We start from the raw sequence: 20,339 nt of genomic DNA on the forward strand, positions 1-20,339 counted from the left end.
ATGGCAAACATTCAAGTGAATCAAGTCTATTATCCGAAGCAGCCAGTTCAATCCTCACAAAAGCAGGCGACAAAAACCTCTTTTGCTGAACAGCTAAAACAAACCATACAGTCACAAGTTTCATTTAGTCATCACGCACAGGTTCGACTCGAGCAAAACGGCATTTCACTTTCAGATCAGCAGCTCCAGCAGTTAAATGACGGAGTCGAGAAAGCGCGAGAAAAAGGGTCAAAAGAATCGCTCATGCTGATGAAGGATCTGGCATTTGTCGTTAGCATAAAAAACAACAAAGTCATCACCGCCATGAAACAAGATAACATGGAAAATCAAATCGTAACGAACATTGATTCAGCACTTATTTTATAGTGGCCGGACCGAGCAGGAGGCCGATTCGCTGTGGACCGATTGAAGCAGCGACACAATTAGAGGGGGAAACAACTTGTTAAGATCAATGTACTCAGGCGTTTCAGGAATGAGAGGCTTTCAAACGAAGCTAGATGTGATTGGGAATAATATAGCGAACGTGAATACAACGGGTTTCAAAAAAAGTAGGGTGATGTTTCAGGACTTATTGAGTCAAAATATGGGCGACGGTGGGGTTAATACAAAACAAGTTGGGCTAGGTGTAACGAACTCTGCCATTGATACAATGCACACAGCTGGATCACTTATGACAACAGGAGTAAAGACAGATCTGTCAATTGAAGGAGAAGGATATTTTCAGGTTCAACGTAAAGAAGCAAATGGAACAACTACTAAACTATTAACAAGTTCTGGTAATTTCTATATTAACAATAATAATGAATTAGTAACTTCTCAAGGTTATAGCGTACTTAATGATGCTGGACAACCAATTACAAATCTACCTGCTGATTTTGCAATTAATCGTCAGGGTGAAATTGTTCAAACTGATCAAAATGGTAACTCAACTATTTTTGGAACAATAAGAACTGGAACGGTTGCCAATCCGGCTGGCCTTTCAAAAGATGGAGGTTCAACATATAAAGTAACGGATAAATCTGGTGGGTTTACTAATGGACTTCCGGATGGTTCTCGTGTCGTTTCCGGCCAACTCGAAATGTCCAACGTTGACCTAACCGAAGAGTTCACCGAAATGATCGTAGCACAGCGTGGGTTCCAGGCGAACTCAAGAGTGATTACAACGTCAGATGAAATCCTTCAAGAAATCGTCAATTTAAAACGATAGGGGGTAAGGGCTGAGGTTTCTCCTCGGCCTGCTCTGTTCATATGATATCGCTAACCAAATTAAATCGAGAAACGATGATGTTAAATGCCATCTACATTGAAACGATTGAATCAACGCCAGATACGATGATTTTATTAACGAACGGCAAACGCTATGTTGTGATTGAAACGATCGATGAAGTGAAACGACTTGTGACAGAATTCTACCGTACCATTAATGTATTAGAGAAAAAATAGACGAACGGGGGTGATCATGTTGTCTGATATGCTATCGCCAGCAACTGTCGACGCGCTTCTTGCTGCTATTGATGAGCCTGGCAAGAAGAAGCCAATAAAAGAACGAAAAGTGCAAACGTATGATTTTAAAAGAGCGCTTCGCTTTTCACAGGATCATATTCGAATTTTAACGCGTATTCATGAAAACTATGCGCGACTCATGACGACCTATTCATCTGCTCAGCTTCGGACGATCATTCAAGCCTCCGTTCATTCTGTTGATCAGATGCCATTTGAAGAATTTGTGAAGTCCATAACAGAGAACTCCATTCTTAGTCTCTTTGTTGCTTCACCATTACAAGGACAGATGGTGCTTGAAGTGGCGCCAGAGCTCGCATATGCAATGCTTGATCGCATGCTTGGAGGGCAGGGGGTTCAACCGGATAAGCTCTCCCATTTAACCGAAATTGAGACGATGGTGATTGAACGAATTTTTAGTAAAATTCTTGAAAGCTTTCAAGATGCCTGGACGTCCGTCCTTAAGCTGAAAACGGAATTAAAAGAGCTTGAAGTGAACCCACACTTTCTTCAAATTGTATCGCCGAACGAAACGGTCGTAACCGTGACTCTGCGTGTAAAAGTGGGAGAGGTGAGCGGCGATATTCGAGTCTGTCTTCCTCATGTAGTACTTGAGCCCATTATGCCGAGGCTTTCAGCTCATCACTGGCTGTCCAATCAAAAAAAGGATCGCGAGCCGCAGGAAAGCAAGGAACTTGAAAAAAGACTAAAGAAGACCAATTTAGGGATTATCGCTGAGCTTGGTCATTCTGAAATTACCATTGAAGAATTTTTAAATTTGGAAGATGGTGACGTTATTCGCTTAAATCAAACGGTTTCTGATCCGCTTATTGTTAAGGTGGATAACCGTGTGAAGTTTCATGGGCAGCCTGGCACATCAAAAGGTCGAATGGCCGTACAAATCACTGAAGTGAAAGAAGAGGAGGAAATAGGCCATGACGGATGAGCGTCTTTCAAAAGAAGAAATCAATGCCTTATTTCAAGAAACAGCAGCGGGAAAGGAGGGGGACCACGTGCGTTTTCATGAAATTGAGAAAGAAGCACTTAGTGAGCTGTTTAGCGTCGCAATTGGAAGTCTGACAACAACACTCTCTTCGGTTTTTATGCAAGACGTCTTTGTATCGAATGTGAAGATGCAGTTCCTTCCTGAAGATCGTTTGCAACAAGAGGTGCCTCTTCCTTACGTGGAAGCCGCCATCCGCTATGAAGGAGCGGCAGCGGGTCATACCATCATGATGGTAAACCCTCCAGACGCTCAGGATATGGCTGATATATGGCTCGTTGCAAAAGGAGATGAAGGCGACCCAAGCGTTGATAAAAGCTTAACTACTGTCATGACTGGCATGATGGAAAGCCTACATAAGGGACTTAGTATGGCATCTGGCTCTTCATTTTCTGGAACGTTTACGAATCTTCAAGTTGTCTCAGAATTAACCAACTCTGTGCTGCTTGAAAATGCACCTGAATCGGTTTATGTAGACATTACATTTGAGCTTTCCATTGGGTCAATTGTGCAAACCGTCGTTCATCATGTCATTCCAGCAACAGTAGCCAAACAAATCAGCGAACTACTTGTGAGCGCTGAAGACCTTCAAGACGCTGAAAAGCAAGAGATCGAGAAGGCAAAAGAGCAGGAGGCCGAAGTGCACCCAAAATCATTAAACGAGCCTGAACAGGTGTCAGAAGAAAAGGAATCAATGGACTCATTTGCCTCACGCGTGACAGAGCCTGAGCCGAGTATCCAAAACGTTCAGTTCACGAATTTTAGCCAGGAAGATCACCCGTATAGTGAGCAACGAAACCTAAATATGTTGTTAGATATTCCGCTTCAGGTGACTGTCGAATTAGGACGAACGAAGCGTATTGTAAAAGACATTCTTGAGCTTTCACATGGATCGATTTTAGAGCTTGATAAGCTTGCCGGAGAGCCGGTCGATATTTTGATTAATAGTAAACTCATCGCAAAGGGCGAAGTTGTCGTGATCGATGAGAACTTTGGGGTCAGAGTAACGGATATTTTAAGCGCAGCCGAGCGTTTGTCAAAGCTGCGTTAGAAGGAGCGTTTAGAGATGAGACAGCATGTGATTAGCATCATGACACTCCTGTTATGCCTTGTCATCTTTATGCCCGATCCTGTAATAGCAGCGAATAACGGCAGCGTAACAGATTGGCTAACGGAAGAGGGAGACCAGCCTTCCGAACCTCAAGAAGAGCCGGCTGAGGTGGGAGCAAACACGAACATTTTTTTTCTCCTTATTAAGCTCGTTTTCTATACGATCGTCGTTGTTGGGCTGATTTATTTGCTTATTCGCTTTCTATCAAAACGTCAGCAAAAGCTTCAGCATCACTCGGTGTTTACACCGATTGGCGGAACGCCGCTCGGTAACAATAAATCAGTTCAAATGGTGAAGGTTGGGGATTCGCTTTATATGATCGGTGTTGGAGATAACGTCAATCTGTTGAAAGAAATTGAGGATAAGGCAGAAGTAGAGCGCATCTTAGAGCAGGCGGAAGAGCAGAAAACAGGTTTTTCGTTTAGGAATCAAAAACAAACGGGCATTCAAGAGTTGATTCAGGCAAGTTTAAAGAAACAGCGAAACAAACGTAGTAACTATTGGAACGACGGCGATGAAAGGGACGATAAGTAATGGATTTGCTCATAAACTTAACGATTCCAGGCCTTGATTTCGGATCAAACGCCACAGAAGATGTGTCCGTCACCATTCAGCTTGTCCTCCTCTTAACCGTTCTTTCGCTTGCCCCGGCCATTCTTGTCTTGATGACGTGTTTTACGAGAATCGTTGTCGTTCTTTCGTTCGTACGCTCAGCGCTTGCGACGCAGTCAATGCCACCGAATCAGGTGCTCATCGGTCTCGCTTTGTTTCTAACCTTTTTCGTCATGTCTCCCGTCCTTTCAGAGATTAATAGTGAGGCGCTTCAACCTTATCTGAATGAAGAAATCGGACAGGAAGAAGCGCTTGATGCAGCTGAACAGCCAATTAAAGAGTTTATGGCGGGCCATACGCGCGAAAAAGACCTGGCGCTTTTTTATAAATATGCAGAACTAGAGAAACCAGAGTCGGTTGAAGACATTCGTCTCACTGCTCTCGTTCCTGCTTTTGCGATTTCAGAACTGAAAACGGCATTCCAAATTGGATTTATTATTTTTATCCCTTTTCTCATAATTGATATGGTTGTTGCCTCAACGCTTATGGCGATGGGGATGATGATGCTACCGCCGGTTATGATTTCGTTACCGTTTAAAATTCTATTATTTGTGCTTGTCGATGGCTGGTATTTGGTCGTCGAATCACTTCTATTAAGCTTCTAAGGAGGACGACGATGACGCCGGATATGGTCATTTCACTTGCAGAAGATGCCGTTTATACCGTGATTATTATTTCAGCTCCGCTTCTGTTAATCGCTCTTGGCGTAGGGTTAATCGTGAGTGTGTTTCAGGCGATGACGCAAATTCAAGAACAGACGCTGGCCTTTATTCCAAAAATCGTTGCCGTACTGTTAACGATTGTTCTGTTTGGACCGTGGATGCTCACTACGCTACTCGATTACACAACGAATTTATATCAAAATTTGTATAGGTTTATCGGCTAAAAATGGAAAGCATCGTAAACGCTCTGCCCTTATTTTTACTAGTCTTTATGAGGGCAACGTCGTTTTTTATAACTGCCCCGGTGTTCTCAACAAGAAGCGTTCCAAACCGCTTTAAAGTGGGACTTGGGTTTTTTATTGCTTTGATTGTGACGGCAGGGTTAGGAGCTGAAACAGATTTAACCCTCGATCTCATGTTTGTTGTCTATATTTTAAAAGAACTGTTTATTGGATTGTCACTAGGATTTATTGCTTCTCTTATTTTGTACACCGTACAAGTTGCAGGTGCCTTCATCGATTTTCAGATGGGCTTTGTCATTGCAAATGTCATTGATCCTCAGACGAGAACCCAGGTACCGATTATCGGAAACTTTAAATACATGCTTGCCTTACTTTTTCTCGTTTCCGTAGACGGACATCATATGATGCTTGATGGACTAGTTAGAAGCTATGAACTTTTACCTGCTGATACGCTTCTCAGCCAGTCGGACAGCCAGTCACTTGCTCGATTTATTGCTGAAGTTTTCGCCGGGATGTTCTTCTCCGCGTTTCAGCTGGCGTTACCGATCGTTGCTTCTCTTTTTCTTGTCGATGTGGCGTTAGGGCTTCTCGCAAGGGCGGTTCCACAGGTGAATATCTTTGTTGTTGGATTGCCTTTGAAAATTTTTGTTGGCTTTGTTCTCATCCTCGTAACGATTCCGACGTTTTTCTTTTTACTCCGAGGCGTTTTTCAAGAAATGCTGGAGACGATGGGCCAGCTTATTCAATTATTGGGTGGGTAGTGTGATGCAAACATATCGCTTCCAGATGGATCTTCAGTTCTTTTCACAAGAAAAGACAGAGAAAGCAACACCGCAAAAGAAACAGGAATCTCGTAAAAAGGGTCAGGTGGCAAGAAGTGCTGAGATCCCATCCGCTTTTATGATGATTGGCGTTTTTTTATTTATGTCGTTCATTGGGGGATGGATGATCGAAAGTCTCCAATCGATGATTCGAGGCAACCTTGTCCAGATTACGAACTGGACACTCACAGAGCAAAATGTCGATCGCATGTTAAAAGAAAACGTCTGGCAAGCGGCGATGATCGCGGCACCGCTCATGGGCATTTCGCTCGTGATGGGTGTGCTAGGAAACTATATGCAAGTTGGTTTTCTCGTTTCCACCGATCCGCTCCAGGCAAAGCTTGAACGAATTAATCCATTAAAAGGAGCCAAGAGGATTTTCTCGGCTCGAACGCTCGTAGAACTATTAAAATCATTAATTAAAATCACTTTTATTTCAGCTGTTACGTTTATTGTTCTTTGGAATAAGCGAGAGGAAGTCATGCTTATTTCGCAAAAGTCGATCGGGGAAGCAACTGCTCTTGTAGGCTCACTCATCGTTCAAACGGGTTTAGCTGTAGGAATTCTATTATTATTCCTTGCCCTCTTAGACTATGTTTATCAGAAATATGACTTTGAAAAAAACATCCGTATGTCAAAACAGGACATTAAGGATGAATATAAAAAGAGCGAGGGAGACCCGCTCATTAAATCAAAAATCAAAGAAAAGCAGCGTGCACTCGGAATGAACCGCATGATTGCGGAAATTCCAAATGCAGACGTCGTCATTACGAACCCAACGCACTTTGCTGTGGCGCTTCGGTATGACCCGAAAGAAATGGATAAGCCGACAGTGGTTGCAAAAGGGATGGACTATGTTGCGCAAAAGATTAAAGAAAAAGCGAAAGAGCATGACATCATGACGACAGAAAATGTTCAGCTTGCGCGCGCGCTCTATCATCAGGTGGAAATAGGTGAAGGGGTTCCAGAAGAACTTTTCAAAGCCGTTGCGGAAGTACTTGCTTACGTTTATAGCATAAAAGGCTACCCGGGAGGAGGGAACTAAGAATGAAGATAAAAGATTATGCCGTGCTCGTATCCGTCATCATGATTGTGATTATGATGGTGATCCCGTTCCCTCCGCTTTTACTCGATTTTCTCATTATGATGAACATTAGCCTGGCGCTGACGATCATTCTTGTTGCGATGAATACGAAAGAGGCACTCCAATTCTCGATCTTTCCTTCACTTTTATTATTAACAACGCTCTTTCGCCTTGGCTTAAACGTCTCGACAACGCGCTCCATTTTAACGAATAAAACAGGTGGACAGGTGATCGAAACGTTTGGTTCCTTCGTAGTTGGTGGAAGTGTTGTCATCGGACTCCTTGTGTTCCTGATTCTTGTGATTATTCAATTCATTGTGATTACAAAAGGATCCGAACGAGTAGCGGAAGTAGCTGCTCGGTTTACGCTCGACGCAATGCCAGGGAAGCAAATGAGCATTGATGCCGATTTAAACGCAGGCATGATTTCAGATCGTGAGGCGAAAGTAAGTCGAGAGAAAATTGCGCGCGAAGCTGACTTTTATGGGGCGATGGACGGAGCCAGTAAATTTGTGAAAGGCGATGCGATTGCCGGAATTGTCATTACGCTCATTAATATTATTGGTGGACTCATTATTGGAATGGTCGTTCATGGGATGCCGGTTGGTGATGCGGCAACGACTTTCACACTTCTCTCGATCGGTGATGGACTTGTCAGTCAAATTCCTGCCCTTCTTATTTCAACAGCGACAGGGATTGTTGTGACGCGCGCGGCATCAGATGGCAACCTTGGATCAGATATTACCGCGCAAATCTTCGCTTATCCGAAGCTTCTCTACGTAGTTGGAGCTGTTGTCACACTCCTCGGTCTTGCGACGCCGATTAATCCCCTTCTTACGTTTCCAATCGCAGGTCTTCTCGTCTATGGAGGCTGGATGATGCAAAAGAACTTGGATCAAACAAAAGAAGTCGAATTAGCGGCAGGCGAGGAAGAAGTCGAAGAAATGAAAAAGCCAGAAAGTGTGACGAGTCTTCTTCAAGTCGATCCCATTGAGTTTGAGTTTGGCTACGGACTTATCCCGCTAGCCGATCAAAAGCAGGGTGGAGACCTACTTGATCGCGTCATTATGATTCGTAGGCAGATTGCACTTGAGTTCGGCATTGTTGTGCCGGTTATTCGCATTCGTGACAACATTCAGCTTGAACCAAACGAATACGTTATTAAAATTAAAGGAAACCGCGTCGCTGGTGGACAAGTCCTGTTGGATCAATACCTTGCGATGAGTAGTGGTTTAGAAGATGACAGCATCACAGGCATTGAAACGGTTGAACCCGCTTTCGGACTTCCGGCTCTCTGGGTAACGGAAGAAATGAAAGATCGTGCCGAGCTTTCGGGTTACACGATTGTCGATCCGCCGTCAGTGGTCTCCACTCATTTAACAGAAGTGATCAAGCGCCATGCGCATGAATTGCTAAGTCGTCAGGAAGTGAAGCACCTGCTTGATAATGTGAGAGAAACGTCTCCAGCTGTTTTAGAAGAACTCATTCCCAATATCCTAACAATCGGTGATGTGCAGAAAGTGCTAATGCGACTCCTGAAAGAGAAAGTCTCGATTCGCTCGCTTGATATGATTCTCGAATCGCTAGCGGACAACGGGGTGCGAACAAAAGATACCGATGTCCTGGCGGAATATGTAAGGCAGTCTTTATCACGTCAGATCACATCTCAAATAGCTGTGCCTGGAGAACCTGTCAAAGTTTTGACGGCAGGAGCGCGGCTTGAAAAGCGCTTCGCGGAATCGGTTCAGCAGTCCGATCAGGGCAGCTATTTAGCCCTTGATCCTGAAACGTCGCAAGCGATTTATCAAGAAGTGTTGCAACAGGTCAACCGCCTTCAGCAGTCGGGCATTCAGCCGATTCTATTAACGTCACCAGCGATTCGCATGTATTTACGCCAATTTTTAGAGCGCTATATGCCTGAACTCACGATTCTATCATATAGCGAATTAGAGCCTGATGTTGAAGTCCAGAGTGTAGGAGTGATTAATCTACCATGAAGATCAAACGTTATGTGGTCACCCAGCTTCGCGAAGCGATGCCCCTTATTCGACAGGAGCTTGGCCAGAATGCAGTTATATTAGAAACAAAAAAGGTAAAAGTGGGTGGGATTTTCGGCTTATTTCGAAAACATCGTCTTGAAGTGCTGGCTGCACTTGATGAAGAAAAAGTAGTGAAAGAAGAGACAGAATTTGCGTCGCTTTTACAATCTGAGAAAAAGCGTCGGGAAGAGTCGCCTGAACGAGTGGAAGAGGTTGCGCCTCAAGTGAGTAAACAACCAGAACCTGAGACGCAGGTGCTTGATGAGCTGAAATCGATGAAAGAAATCATGATGCAAATGATGGAGAATGAGCGTTTACCGAAACAGTTAAAGCCAGTACAAGCCTTTTTAGAAGCACAAGAATTCTCGCCGGCCATTCGCTCAGGTGTCATGGCGGAACTACTGATTAAATCAAAATCTTATCCAAGTTATACAAAAGAAGATGCTTTTATATGGATGAGACAGGAATTTGCCGAACGAATAAAGAATTATCCTAGTATAAGAAGTGAACCGAAGAAAATACGGTGCTTTGTTGGTCCAACAGGTGTGGGGAAAACAACAACAATTGCAAAAATAGCCGGGCATTTATTGTTAAAAGAGCATCAATCCGTTGGCCTTATCACGTCAGATACGTACCGGATTGCCGCAGTTGAACAGCTTCGAACATATGCCGATATTCTTGGTATCCAAATGGAGGTCGTTCAGTCTCCTGCCGATTTAGAACAGGCGCTTGAACGTCTTTCTGACTGCGATGTCATTCTCATGGACACGGCAGGTCGGAATTATCAGCAGTATAGCTATATTACACAGTTGGAATCGCTTCTATCCGGTCAAGAATTGTCCATTACGCTCATGTTAAGTCTGACTCATCGTTATTCTGATATGAAAGTGATTGCCGATAATTTTCATTCGCTCGGTGTTTCGGAAGTGATAATGACGAAGATGGATGAAACAACAGTGCGAGGGCCTATTTTTAATTTTATGGAAGACTATAACCTCCCGATCACGACCCTAACAACTGGACAGAACGTCCCTGACGATCTCGTGAGAACGACTCCCGATCTCCTTCTTGAGCTAGTGAGGGAGGAGCGGTGATGGATCAAGCCAATCAATTACGTGAAGAAGTGAAGCGGCTGACTTTCCCTACTTCAAGTCAGCGAAAAACAAAAGTAATTGCGGTAACAAGTGGGAAAGGCGGCGTAGGAAAATCGAATGTATCGCTTAATTTTGCGCTTAGTCTTGTTGCGTTAAATAAAAAAGTAGTCATTTTCGACTTAGATTTCGGTATGGCGAACCTGGATGTGCTGATGGGCGTTACGCCAAAAGAAACGATTATGACGATGGTTGAGAAAGAGCTATCTCTTGAAGCTGTCGTTGAAACAGGCATAAATGGTCTTCAATATATCGCAGGTGGTCATGGGATCGGGAAAATTCTTACGTTAGACGGACAGCATATGACTCATTTCTTTAAAGAAGTTAGCTCTCTTCAAGGCAAAGTCGATTACATTATTCTTGATACAGGCGCAGGGCTTACCTATGAAGGGATGCGGTTTTTACAAGCAGCTGATGATGTGTTTCTTGTCATTAACCCTGAGCCGCCTTCCATTACAGATGGTTATAGTGTACTAAAAGCACTTTATATGAAGAATAACTCAGCTTCTGTGAAATTGATCGTCAATCGATCTCTTAATAAGGAAGAGGCAGAACAGACGTCGCTTAATTTCCAAAAAGCCTCTGCTCAGTTCTTAAATAAGACGATTGATTTCCTTGGGGCAATTCCAGACGACCCTTATGTACGAAAAGCGGTTATTGCACAGTCTCCTTATTTACTGGAATATCCTAATTCGAAAGCGGCAAAAGCGATTGACGAATTGGTTCGAACCTATTTAAACCTTCCTGCGGCTTATAAGCTTGGCGTGAAAGGCTTTTTAACTAAAATACTGTTTCATAAATAAAAGGGTAGAATTTTTCAGGTGGTGAACTTCATGAAATCCAAAATGGATAAACAGACAACCGAATATTGGAGGGCGTGGAAAGAAGAGAAAAAAGAAGAAGCGGGTAACTATCTGATGTCGCTTTATCGTCCGCTTGTTGATTTCGCTGTACAGCGCTATGCATCTGCCCTCCCCTCTACCGTTCAGCGTGATGATCTTACGAGTTTCGCGTACCAGGGGCTACTTGATGCACTTGAAAAATTCGAGCCAGAACGTGATTTGAAATTTGAAACGTACGCCGGCTGGCGGATTAAAGGAGCGATCATTGATGGGCTTCGTCAAAATGATTGGGTGCCTCGTTCCGTTCGTGACAAAGCGCGTAAAATTGAAGAGGCTTATGCCGTTTTAGAACAGCAAAATCAAACGTCGAGCAGCGATCAGGACGTGGCTACGTATCTTGGAATGTCGGTTGCAGAAGTTCAGCGGGTTATACAAGATGCTTCTTTATCCACAATGGTATCAGTGGATGAACCTGTACAAGAGGATGATCAGCAAAAAATGGAACGGTATAGTGTCATTGAGAACGAACAGGCTGAGTTACCAGAAAAACATCTCCACCATCATTTTATTAAACAGCTATTAGCTGAAACAATTGACCGCTTACCTGAGAAAGAAAAGCTTGTTGTCTCGCTCGTTTATTTTGAAGAATTGACGCTTACTGAGATTGCAAGAATTCTAGGGTTATCCACGAGCCGCATTTCCCAACTACACTCGAGAGCGCTCCTTCGTATGAAAGGTGTCCTACGAGCTAACAAAGAACATGTTCAATCAATGTAATCGGAGTGATCACCATGTATTCATTCATTTTTATTAGCGTTGCGCTTCATCTAGTTAGCTTTCTTTGTATCGTGCTTCTTTTTCTAAAGCAAACGAAGGGAACAGAAGTACGAGACGAAATTGCAGCTAGTATGGAAGTCTATATCGAGCAATTAGAGGAAGACAATGATCGTCTCTTAAAAGAAGTGAAATCATACGTCGATAAACGGGAAATTCAGTTGAATACGCGACTGCGCGTTTTAGAGCAGGGAAAGATGCGTGCTTCAGAAGGAGTGGAGCCAAAGAAACCAGTCATTGTTCCACACCCTTCCGTTCACAATGAGCGGAATCAAAAAGCCATTCAGCTTCACCAGCAAGGTTTTTCGGTGGCGGACATTGCGCGGATTTTAAGCTGTGGGGTTGGAGAAGCAGAGCTTATTGTGAATTTGCATGGAAGGTCTGAACAGCAATGAAAATTCAGCAGCATGGCAAACCATTACTTGAATCGTTAAAGATGGATCTGCCAAAAGGAAACAAGCAGGCGGGATTTCAATCTGTGATTCAGGAGGCATCCAAAGAGCTAAAAGGGTCTGAGCTAAAGCGCCTTTTGCAACAAATTGATCGCCAGGGAGAGCTACTTGGGAAAGAACGAACGTTTCAGAATTTATCTGCCTACAAGCGGATGGTAAAACAGTTTCTTGAAGAAGCAGTTAGCCAGGGACTCACGCTATCAGAGAAAAACAGCATGGATCACTATGGAAGAAGTCGCACGTACAAGCTAGTGGAAACGGTGGAGAATAAGCTGATCGAAATACAGGAAGAAATGAGAGAAAAAGAGAAGGACGGGATGACCTTATTATCGCTCGTTGGGGAAATAAAAGGGCTGCTCGTTGATCTTTCTCTCTAGTTCGATCGACTCATCTAAAAAAGGAAGTATTGACTCATGTTCATTTGCATGAGTTTTTTCTATAATAGAAATAAGAACATATGTTCGAAATGATGGTTGTGATTTGTGACGGCCAGAATACTTTCATTCCTACAGACAGAGAAAGGAGAGGTGAGGATATGAAAAGTGGTTTGTATATAACAGATAAAATGGTTGAGGAGTTAAAGGGCAATCTCTTGTTTCAGTCATTTATTCAAGAGGAAAGGCATTGGGCAAGTTTTATGGACGCAATGCAGGATCGTGAAGCGCTAAACAGGCTCAATACTCTTTTTCGTCAGTACTATACGGAAATTCGCTTTATCGCTTACGTGACGAAGCTTATTCGTTACACGGCCATTAACTTTGATCGTAAGCGCAGGCTAGGTCATCTTCGCTTTCCTCTCACACTTGATCAGCCTGTAGGTGCGTCAACCGCCTGGATTGATTTAATCGAAAATCCAAAGACGAATGAAGAAACTAATTCGTTTGAAGAACTTTTCCTGGATAAATCTCTTTTTCTAGCCTATAGCCGATTAACGGGCAAACAGAAAGAAGCGCTCGATCTCTTTTATCGATTTGAATATTCCGATACGGAAATTGCTAGAGAGTCAGGCATTTCACAGCAGGCCATTAGCAGAAGGCGTAAGCGAGCATTAGAGAAGCTCAGCTTTGCCGGAAAGGAGGGGAGCGTATGAGTATCACAACGGTTATCAATGCCATTATCGGTGATCTCGGGTTTCCGATCGTGGTTTCTCTCTATTTACTCGTTCGATTGGAGAAGAAAATTGATGAGTTAACAAATGCGGTGACGGATCAGGAAACGAATAAGAAGGGATGACTATGGAGAAAAGACTGTATTCAGCGTTACAACGAGCAAAGCAGAAAGATGAAGAAGGACTGAAAGAGGTTATTCAACAGTTTGAGAAAAAAATAGAAGCAGAGCTCAGGCAAACCTCCCTTCAAAATAGGGATGATTTGCGCCAGGAGTTAGTGATCAAGGTGATGGAAGCCGTTGAGAACTATAAGATGGAGGAAGTGCCAAACTTTGAACAGTTTATCGAAGCCCATAAAGGAAAGAAATAGGAAACTTTTCCACGGTTTCTCTCGTATAATTGGATAGAGGTGAAGCCGATGCTGAAAGTTGCGATTGAAGAAGCGGGTTACGAAAAAAGAGAAAGTAAAATTCGAGCGATTGGATTCGAAGTAAAGAGCGGCGAGCTGCTTGGTTTATTAGGTTCGAACGGAGCGGGGAAAAGTACGACGATTAAGACCATTCTAGGATTGTTAAAAGAGTGGAAAGGAAGCGTCACGTTTGAAAATGGGACACGCTATGCTTACGTACCAGAGCAGCCCGTGTTCTATGACAGCTTAACGCTCTGGGAGCATTTAGAGCTCGCAGCAGCGGCAACTGCGTTGGCCGATGAAGACTGGGAAGAGCGTGCAAAGGATTTAATCCGTTACTTCCAGCTTGAGCAGGTGATGCATCATCTACCGTCAAGTTTTTCAAAAGGAATGAGACAAAAGGTCATGCTCATTACCGCGTTTATGCTACGGCCTGATGTGTATATCATTGATGAGCCGTTTCTAGGATTGGATCCGCGGGCAACGAAAGACTTTTTAAAGTTAATTGAAAAAGAACGAGCGCGCGGTGCGGCGATTTTAATGTGTACGCATGTGCTTGATACGGCTGAGCGTATTTGTGATCGTTTTGTATTGCTATCGAACGGGACACTTCTAGCAAAAGGATCGCTAGAGGAAATGCGTGAACAGTCTGGCGCTGGCTCAGAAAGTTCACTTCTTGACTGTGTTGATACGCTAATGGAGCAGCGATTATGACCGGTCTCCAACTATTGCGAAAGCGCGTACGTGACGATCGTCGTTATAAAATCAGGGATCTGCGTACAGCGCTTGATTGGACAGTTTGGCTTTATATCTTGATTCCAGCGCTCGTCATCGGCATCGCTTATTACCGATCGTGGTGGATGACAGCCCCAGACTGGCTCGCTGGAGTGCCGGAGCAGGCGGCTGTTTTCCCACTTTTGTTGTTTGCGACGACCTGGTCGTTACGAATGTATACAGAAGAAGCGGATCAAGTGTATTTGTTACAAAACGTTTCGCTTAGTCAACGGCTAAAAAAGTGGGGCATCGCTCATTCATTAGGTAAAGGAGTAATGATGAATACCCTTGGAATAGGAGTTGTTCTTCCGTTACTTGTTACCGGTTGGGGCTGGAGTTCGGAACGAATTGTTGTCACAGCCTTCTTTCTTCTACTGGTGAGTTGGAATGTAAGAACGTGTCGGTATTTCATCGATCTATTTGTGCCTTCAATCTGGGTGAAATGGATGCCAGTAGGATTAGTGAATCTGCTTTCTGTTAGTCTTCTTCTCTTCATGAGCCAGGTTGGCTGGATGTACGAATGGGCGGTGGTTGTCGGGATCGGGAGCTTACTCCTTTTGTTGGTTGTTCAGCTACGGGTGCGTGTGAAGATGAAGGGAACCTTTTTTTACGATGCGGTGATTGAGAGGGGTCATAAGCAAAGCATCACGAAATTTTTAATGGGACGCGTTGGGGTAGCGCCGGCGCCCCTATTTACTCGAACACGCCCTTTTCTGTTTCGTGGATCAAGAAGGATACGGAAGAAACGTACTCCGGAGGCGAGAATGGTTGATCTTTATACGAAGTGGCTCCTTCGATCAGTAGGGAAGGTGCACTATTACCTACAAGTGATTGGTTGGGGAACCGCAGCAATCTTTCTTCTTCCGCTCGTTATAAAAGTAGTGGTGCTCCTCTTTGCGCTTTATGCGTTGATTGGACTATCGAAAGCGGACTGGCGTGAGTTCTCTGAAGGTGGCTACGCCCAGTTGTTTCAGTGGGAGCAAATGCTAAGAGAGGAAGCCGAGAAACAAGCGTTAAAACTAGTGGCCATGCCGTGCTTTCTGTTGTTGTGTGTCGTGACGGGGGTTTCATTTCCAGGATGGATTGGGTTGGTGCTTTTTCCGCTAGCTGGCTGGTTTGTTTTTAAAGAAAGCGTGCAACTCGTGCACCGAAGTTTGCAAACAGGTAAGTGGGAAGATTCGAAAGGTGTATGAACAATTTCAGAATTCATTGCTTCGCTCAAGCGCTTTCCGCTATGATGGGAGAGAAGATTCGGATGAGGGAGCGGATAATGTGATAAAGGTATTTTTAATTATTGGTGCGATTAATGCGGCACTTGCGGTTGGACTTGGCGCATTCGGAGCACATGGATTAGAAGGAAAACTATCAGAAAAGATGCTCGAAACGTACAAAACGGGCGTACAATACCACATGTACCATGCGCTTGGTTTAGTTGGCGTGGCGATTGCGGCAGATAAACTTCAATCCGCAGGACTCATGCAATGGGCCGGCTGGCTCATGTTTGCCGGCATCGTGTTATTTTCCGGAAGCTTGTACGTACTTAGCTTGAGCGGAATAAAGATTTTAGGTGCCATCACACCTCTTGGTGGCGTCGCGTTTATTGCAGCATGGATTTTGGTTGTGGTAGCGGCGTTTAAGGCATAGAGTGCCTGTCACCACCCGCTATTTGTCGAAGGAGGGCAGGTGGGAGAGGTTTATTGGCTAAATTCTCAGGATATTGGCCAAAAGTGAAATATATTGGCCAAAATCAAGATATATGAGCCAAATTCTCTTTTTATTGGCCAACGCAAAAAGCTGCCGGAAATCCGGCAGCTTTTTCATAAGGGCTAACGCGGAGAATACTGCGTCATTTGCTGTAGGGGATAATTATACTCAAGCTCTTCATCAAATGTAATATAGTCCAAATAAACCATAAGTAAAATATATCGTTTGCCTGTTTGAGGATCTGAAAGGATAATATGATCTCTTCCGGCTGCTTCGATCACACCTTTAAACACTTTGGCGTTCCATTTGTCGTTATTCTCGAATGTCATGTACACAGTAGCGATCTTTCCTAGATTGAGACGGAGGATGTTTTCAATGTAGGATTGTTCAACGACAAGCTGACCGGGGAAGCCTCCTCCCTGGGTTGATGCCCCTTGAACCTGCTGACCTTGCCCTGGGTATCCTGAAGGATATTGTGCCATCTGTCCGCCTTGCCCTTGCTGAGGCATTTGACCATAGCCGCCTCCCCGGTTTTGTGACGATGAGGTGTTCCAGTATTGATTATTCATCATAACCCTCCTTAAGCATTCTTTTACAAATTGTTGTACACTTCCGCCCGTTCATTTTCAGTCGGCTGATTGAAACAATGTGGCTTACCGTCTACCCACTGGTTCTATCACTAGAAAGAGGGCGCAATGCTTAAAGAACCAAAGCGAATCGCTATTAAATTTACTAATGGCACGTAATAAAAGAAGGGATAATGCCATGGCTCTACGTAACTCATTGTATGTACGAAATAAAAGAATATGCCTAACAGAAAATGACTTACAGAAACCAAAAAGCCCTTCTAAACACGGTAAAGTGTTAGAAGGACTTTTGATTATACGTATAAAAATTGAGGGAGGCGTTCTTTTGGAAGGTGCGTTCCAACAAAGAAACGACCAAATTCCCCGTAGCGTGCACTCACTTCATCGAAGCGCATTTCATAAACGAGCTTTTTAAATTGAAGGACGTCATCTGCGAAGAGCGTCACGCCCCATTCCCAGTCGTCAAAGCCAACAGAACCAGTAATGATCTGCTTTACTTTACCAGCATAGCTACGTCCGATCAGCCCGTGGCTTCGCATCATGTCTCGACGCTCTTCCATTGAAAGCATGTACCAGTTGTCGTTGCCTTCGCGCTTCTTGTTCATTGGGTAGAAACATACGTAAGGTGCTTCCGCTAGTTCTGGCTTTAAGCGAGCTTGAATGCGAGGATCGTTATCCGGGTCGCTATCTTTTCCAGCCATATAGTTACTGAGCTCAACGACAGAAACGTAAGAGTATTCTTTCACTGTATATTCAGCTAGCGTTGTTTTGTTAAAAGCGTTTTCGATTTCATTTAACTCTTCCATAGTCGGGCGGAGGAGCATTAGCATAAAGTCCGCTTTCTGACCTACGATGGAATAAAGCGCATGACTTCCTTGCTTATGACCTGCGGTAACTTCCCATTTTTCAAGGAACGTAAGAAATTCATTCATTGCAAGATCGCGTTCTTCACTTGAAAGCTGTTTCCAAGCTGTCCAGTTCATGCTTCGAAAGTCATGAAGGCAATACCAGCCATCAAGAGTTACGGCTGCTTGATTCATATCTGATTCACTCCTTATCAATTATCACACCTTTAGGAGAAGCCTACAGAGTCTGCTCCAATAAAGGTCCGATTGGTCCAACTAGCCATCAGAGAGAATGCACGTCCTGATGGAAGTTTCACTATATCCACTACCTACTATACCAATACTTCTTCTTCATTAAAAGCGATTGAGAGTGACGATTACATGAAACCTCCACATCCTACTTTTCGTAAAAAGAGAAGAGAGTAACTGGAGGGGATCCGATGGTTAAACACTTAAATGATCGCTTAAAAGAAGTGGAAGAAAGTGAGCAGCTAAAGAATGAGTTGGAAAAAAAGCTTGATCAAGTGACAGAGCGAATGGGAGAAGCGATTGAAAAGAAATCTTATTTCAATCAGCAGCTTGAGAGAGATAAAAATGATGTGGAAAAATTAAAGAGAGTGAGTCTTGATACCATTAAAGCAACCCTTAAGGGGACAAAAGAAGAAAGGGTAATGAAAGAAAATCAGGAGATGCTTATAGCAAAACAAAACTATGATCAAGCAGTCGAAGAGGTAAAGGAACTTGAAGAAGAGCAGAGAAAATACATTTCAGAACTAAATCAGTTAGGAGATCCGCAAGCTACTTATGAAAAACTTATCAATGAAAAGGCAGCGTTTCTTTTGGAAAATAGTACAGCAATAAGTATAAAAGTTTTAGAGGCATATGAACGAGAAACGGCATGCAACGAAAGCCTACAAGAAGTTAATAAAGCGATCGGTATCCTAGAAGGTGTGATCGCGTTCCTTCAGGAGGCATTGAAAAAGCTAGATAAAGCCAAAGGATGGGGAACGGTTGACTTACTTGGTGGAGGTCCAATTTCGTCACTTGTGAAACATCGCCACATGGATGAAGCAAAAGATAACATTGAGCAAGCACAGATTAGGTTTGAAGACTTTCAACGTGAACTCTCACATGTTAAACCGGTTAACGAACAGATTGTGGAGTCGGAGCTTCTTACTTCTGCTGATATCTTAATTGATAGTATCATCTTCGATTGGATCGTGCAGGATAAGATTTACAACACCGAAGAAGAAGTGAAGAAGCAGCTACGGGAGCTTGAGCATGTGATGCGCAGCCTGGTAAATGAAAAGAAAATGGCAAGAGAACAAGTACAAAAAGCAAAACAGAAACGAATTGCGTTAGTGAAAATGGCCTAACGGAGGTCCCGATTTGGAAGCTTAGAAAGCCTCTACGAAGTGAATGAGAAGACATCCATTCGTCTGAAAAATAGAACTTTTATATGCAAAGGCTTACACTTTGGGATTTATTTTCGTTTTTCGGGAAAAAGGGTTATCGTAGGAGTTGGATATTAAAATGAATGAGGTGAAACCAATGAGTGATCTTTTTACAAACATGAAAGACCAGGTAAAAGCAGGTAATCCGACAATCGTATTTCCTGAAGGAACGGATGAGCGCGTATTAGCAGCAGCAAACCGCCTGGCAGAGGATGGCATCCTTAAGCCAATCGTTATTGGTGGAGAAGAGGCTATTCAAGATAAAGCAGCAAGCTTAAATCTGACCATGCACAGCGATCTCACTGTAATGGATCCAGCGACTTATTCTGAAATGGATGCGCTAGTGGAATCATTTGTAGAACGTCGTAAAGGAAAAGCAACGGCTGAGCAGGCGCAGGAAATTCTTCAGAATGTAAACTACTTTGGCACAATGCTTGTTCATACTGGCAAAGCAGACGGTCTTGTAAGTGGTGCTGCGCATTCAACTGGCGATACAGTTCGCCCTGCCCTTCAAATCATTAAAACAAAAGAAGGCGTAAAGAAAACATCTGGCGCTTTCGTTATGGTAAAAGGTGATGAGAAGTATGTTTTTGCTGACTGTGCGATTAACATTGCACCTGACAGCAATGATCTAGCTGAAATCGGCGTAAGCAGTGCTGAAACAGCGAAAATGTTCGGCATCGATCCGAAAGTTGCGATGCTCAGCTTTTCGACAAAAGGTTCAGCTAAATCCCCTGAAACAGAAAAGGTGGAAGAAGCGACACGTCTTGCAAAAGAAATGGCTCCTGATCTAGTCATTGATGGTGAATTCCAGTTTGACGCGGCCTTCGTTCCGGAAGTGGCTCAAAAGAAAGCACCTGAATCGCCACTTAAAGGGGAAGCGAATGTGTTTGTATTCCCTAGTCTTGAAGCAGGAAACATTGGCTACAAAATGGTTCAGCGCCTCGGTGGATATGAAGCCGTTGGTCCGGTTCTTCAAGGATTAAACAAGCCAGTTAACGACCTTTCTCGCGGATGCAGTGAGGAAGATGTGTACAAGCTTGCCTTGATTACGGCAATGCAAAGCCTATAAGAAACGTAAAGCCCCTGAAGGTTGTCCTTCAGG

General features: G+C 43.7%; 26 protein-coding genes. 24 read left to right on the forward strand and 2 right to left on the reverse strand.

Going from position 1 to position 20,339, the window contains the following annotated elements; translation table 11 throughout:
* From PQ511_RS09290 to PQ511_RS09395, 22 genes are all read left to right on the forward strand, one after another.
* A complete protein-coding gene (locus tag PQ511_RS09290; protein ID WP_273851623.1) occupies positions 1–366 on the forward strand; it encodes a TIGR02530 family flagellar biosynthesis protein in 366 nt (121 codons plus the stop codon).
* 73 nt (positions 367–439) lie between these two features.
* The gene (locus tag PQ511_RS09295) at positions 440–1,207 is read left to right on the forward strand and encodes a flagellar hook-basal body complex protein (protein ID WP_273851624.1); all 768 of its coding nucleotides are present in this window, start codon (positions 440–442) and stop codon (positions 1,205–1,207) included.
* A 41-nt stretch (positions 1,208–1,248) separates the two neighbouring features.
* A complete protein-coding gene (locus tag PQ511_RS09300) occupies positions 1,249–1,443 on the forward strand; it encodes a flagellar FlbD family protein (protein WP_273851625.1) in 195 nt (64 codons plus the stop codon).
* A gap of 19 nt (positions 1,444–1,462) precedes the next feature.
* Positions 1,463–2,446 (forward strand): flagellar motor switch protein FliM, encoded by a 984-nt coding sequence (gene fliM, locus PQ511_RS09305; RefSeq protein ID WP_273851626.1) that lies wholly within the window; start codon positions 1,463–1,465, stop codon positions 2,444–2,446.
* Positions 2,436–3,554, forward strand: coding sequence for a flagellar motor switch phosphatase FliY (fliY, locus tag PQ511_RS09310; protein WP_273851627.1), 1,119 nt, complete (start codon positions 2,436–2,438; stop codon positions 3,552–3,554). Before fliM ends, fliY begins: the two co-directional genes overlap by 11 nt.
* Before the next feature lie 15 nt (positions 3,555–3,569).
* A complete protein-coding gene (locus PQ511_RS09315; RefSeq protein WP_273851628.1) occupies positions 3,570–4,148 on the forward strand; it encodes a flagellar biosynthetic protein FliO in 579 nt (192 codons plus the stop codon).
* Entirely contained in the window at positions 4,148–4,831 is a 684-nt protein-coding gene (fliP, locus tag PQ511_RS09320; protein ID WP_273851629.1) for a flagellar type III secretion system pore protein FliP, read from the forward strand. The genes PQ511_RS09315 and fliP overlap by 1 nt, the downstream gene beginning before the upstream one ends.
* An 11-nt stretch (positions 4,832–4,842) precedes the next feature.
* Positions 4,843–5,112 carry a flagellar biosynthesis protein FliQ gene (gene fliQ / locus PQ511_RS09325; RefSeq protein WP_098445458.1) on the forward strand — a complete coding sequence of 90 codons (270 nt, stop codon included), beginning with the start codon at positions 4,843–4,845 and terminating at the stop codon, positions 5,110–5,112.
* Between the two features lie 2 nt (positions 5,113–5,114).
* A complete protein-coding gene (fliR, locus tag PQ511_RS09330) occupies positions 5,115–5,891 on the forward strand; it encodes a flagellar biosynthetic protein FliR (RefSeq protein ID WP_273851630.1) in 777 nt (258 codons plus the stop codon).
* Between the two features lie 4 nt (positions 5,892–5,895).
* Positions 5,896–6,996 carry a flagellar biosynthesis protein FlhB gene (flhB, locus tag PQ511_RS09335; RefSeq protein ID WP_273851631.1) on the forward strand — a complete coding sequence of 367 codons (1,101 nt, stop codon included), beginning with the start codon at positions 5,896–5,898 and terminating at the stop codon, positions 6,994–6,996.
* A gap of 2 nt (positions 6,997–6,998) precedes the next feature.
* Positions 6,999–9,032: a flagellar biosynthesis protein FlhA gene (flhA, locus tag PQ511_RS09340; RefSeq protein WP_273851632.1), complete on the forward strand. Its 2,034-nt coding sequence runs from the start codon at positions 6,999–7,001 to the stop codon at positions 9,030–9,032.
* Positions 9,029–10,168 carry a flagellar biosynthesis GTPase FlhF gene (gene flhF, locus PQ511_RS09345; protein WP_273851634.1) on the forward strand — a complete coding sequence of 380 codons (1,140 nt, stop codon included), beginning with the start codon at positions 9,029–9,031 and terminating at the stop codon, positions 10,166–10,168. Before flhA ends, flhF begins: the two co-directional genes overlap by 4 nt.
* Positions 10,168–11,028: a MinD/ParA family protein gene (locus PQ511_RS09350; protein ID WP_273851635.1), complete on the forward strand. Its 861-nt coding sequence runs from the start codon at positions 10,168–10,170 to the stop codon at positions 11,026–11,028. Before flhF ends, PQ511_RS09350 begins: the two co-directional genes overlap by 1 nt.
* A 30-nt stretch (positions 11,029–11,058) precedes the next feature.
* Positions 11,059–11,844, forward strand: coding sequence for a FliA/WhiG family RNA polymerase sigma factor (locus PQ511_RS09355; protein WP_273851636.1), 786 nt, complete (start codon positions 11,059–11,061; stop codon positions 11,842–11,844).
* Between the two features lie 14 nt (positions 11,845–11,858).
* Positions 11,859–12,296: a DUF6115 domain-containing protein gene (locus PQ511_RS09360; protein ID WP_273851637.1), complete on the forward strand. Its 438-nt coding sequence runs from the start codon at positions 11,859–11,861 to the stop codon at positions 12,294–12,296.
* Positions 12,293–12,730: a YaaR family protein gene (locus PQ511_RS09365; protein WP_273851638.1), complete on the forward strand. Its 438-nt coding sequence runs from the start codon at positions 12,293–12,295 to the stop codon at positions 12,728–12,730. The genes PQ511_RS09360 and PQ511_RS09365 overlap by 4 nt, the downstream gene beginning before the upstream one ends.
* A 158-nt stretch (positions 12,731–12,888) precedes the next feature.
* Entirely contained in the window at positions 12,889–13,443 is a 555-nt protein-coding gene (locus PQ511_RS09370; RefSeq protein WP_273851639.1) for a sigma-70 family RNA polymerase sigma factor, read from the forward strand.
* A complete protein-coding gene (locus PQ511_RS09375) occupies positions 13,440–13,586 on the forward strand; it encodes a YvrJ family protein (RefSeq protein WP_273851640.1) in 147 nt (48 codons plus the stop codon). The genes PQ511_RS09370 and PQ511_RS09375 overlap by 4 nt, the downstream gene beginning before the upstream one ends.
* A 2-nt stretch (positions 13,587–13,588) precedes the next feature.
* Positions 13,589–13,831: a helix-turn-helix domain-containing protein gene (locus tag PQ511_RS09380; protein WP_273851641.1), complete on the forward strand. Its 243-nt coding sequence runs from the start codon at positions 13,589–13,591 to the stop codon at positions 13,829–13,831.
* A gap of 48 nt (positions 13,832–13,879) precedes the next feature.
* Positions 13,880–14,584: an ABC transporter ATP-binding protein gene (locus tag PQ511_RS09385; protein ID WP_273851642.1), complete on the forward strand. Its 705-nt coding sequence runs from the start codon at positions 13,880–13,882 to the stop codon at positions 14,582–14,584.
* On the forward strand, positions 14,581–15,837 hold the full coding sequence (locus tag PQ511_RS09390) for an ABC transporter permease (protein ID WP_273851643.1): 1,257 nt from the start codon (positions 14,581–14,583) through the stop codon (positions 15,835–15,837). Before PQ511_RS09385 ends, PQ511_RS09390 begins: the two co-directional genes overlap by 4 nt.
* Positions 15,838–15,919: 82 nt before the next feature.
* On the forward strand, positions 15,920–16,288 hold the full coding sequence (locus PQ511_RS09395; protein WP_273851813.1) for a DUF423 domain-containing protein: 369 nt from the start codon (positions 15,920–15,922) through the stop codon (positions 16,286–16,288).
* 182 nt (positions 16,289–16,470) lie between these two features.
* On the opposite strand, the gene gerQ is transcribed toward PQ511_RS09395, so the two are convergent.
* Together gerQ and hemQ are read right to left on the reverse strand one after the other, a co-directional pair.
* Positions 16,471–16,920, reverse strand: a complete 450-nt coding sequence (gerQ, locus tag PQ511_RS09400) for a spore coat protein GerQ (protein ID WP_273851644.1) — start codon at positions 16,918–16,920, stop codon at positions 16,471–16,473.
* 308 nt (positions 16,921–17,228) lie between these two features.
* Positions 17,229–17,975, reverse strand: a complete 747-nt coding sequence (gene hemQ / locus PQ511_RS09405) for a hydrogen peroxide-dependent heme synthase (RefSeq protein WP_273851645.1) — start codon at positions 17,973–17,975, stop codon at positions 17,229–17,231.
* Between the two features lie 245 nt (positions 17,976–18,220).
* Here hemQ and PQ511_RS09410 point away from each other — a divergent pair, with 245 nt between their 5' ends.
* Together PQ511_RS09410 and pta are read left to right on the forward strand one after the other, a co-directional pair.
* Positions 18,221–19,156 (forward strand): hypothetical protein, encoded by a 936-nt coding sequence (locus PQ511_RS09410; protein ID WP_273851646.1) that lies wholly within the window; start codon positions 18,221–18,223, stop codon positions 19,154–19,156.
* Between the two features lie 175 nt (positions 19,157–19,331).
* Positions 19,332–20,306, forward strand: coding sequence for a phosphate acetyltransferase (pta, locus tag PQ511_RS09415; RefSeq protein ID WP_273851814.1), 975 nt, complete (start codon positions 19,332–19,334; stop codon positions 20,304–20,306).
* Positions 20,307–20,339 lie beyond the last annotated feature (33 nt).

The sequence above is a fragment of the Guptibacillus spartinae genome, from assembly GCF_028610625.1.
Lineage (GTDB): Bacteria > Bacillota > Bacilli > Bacillales > Guptibacillaceae > Guptibacillus > Guptibacillus spartinae.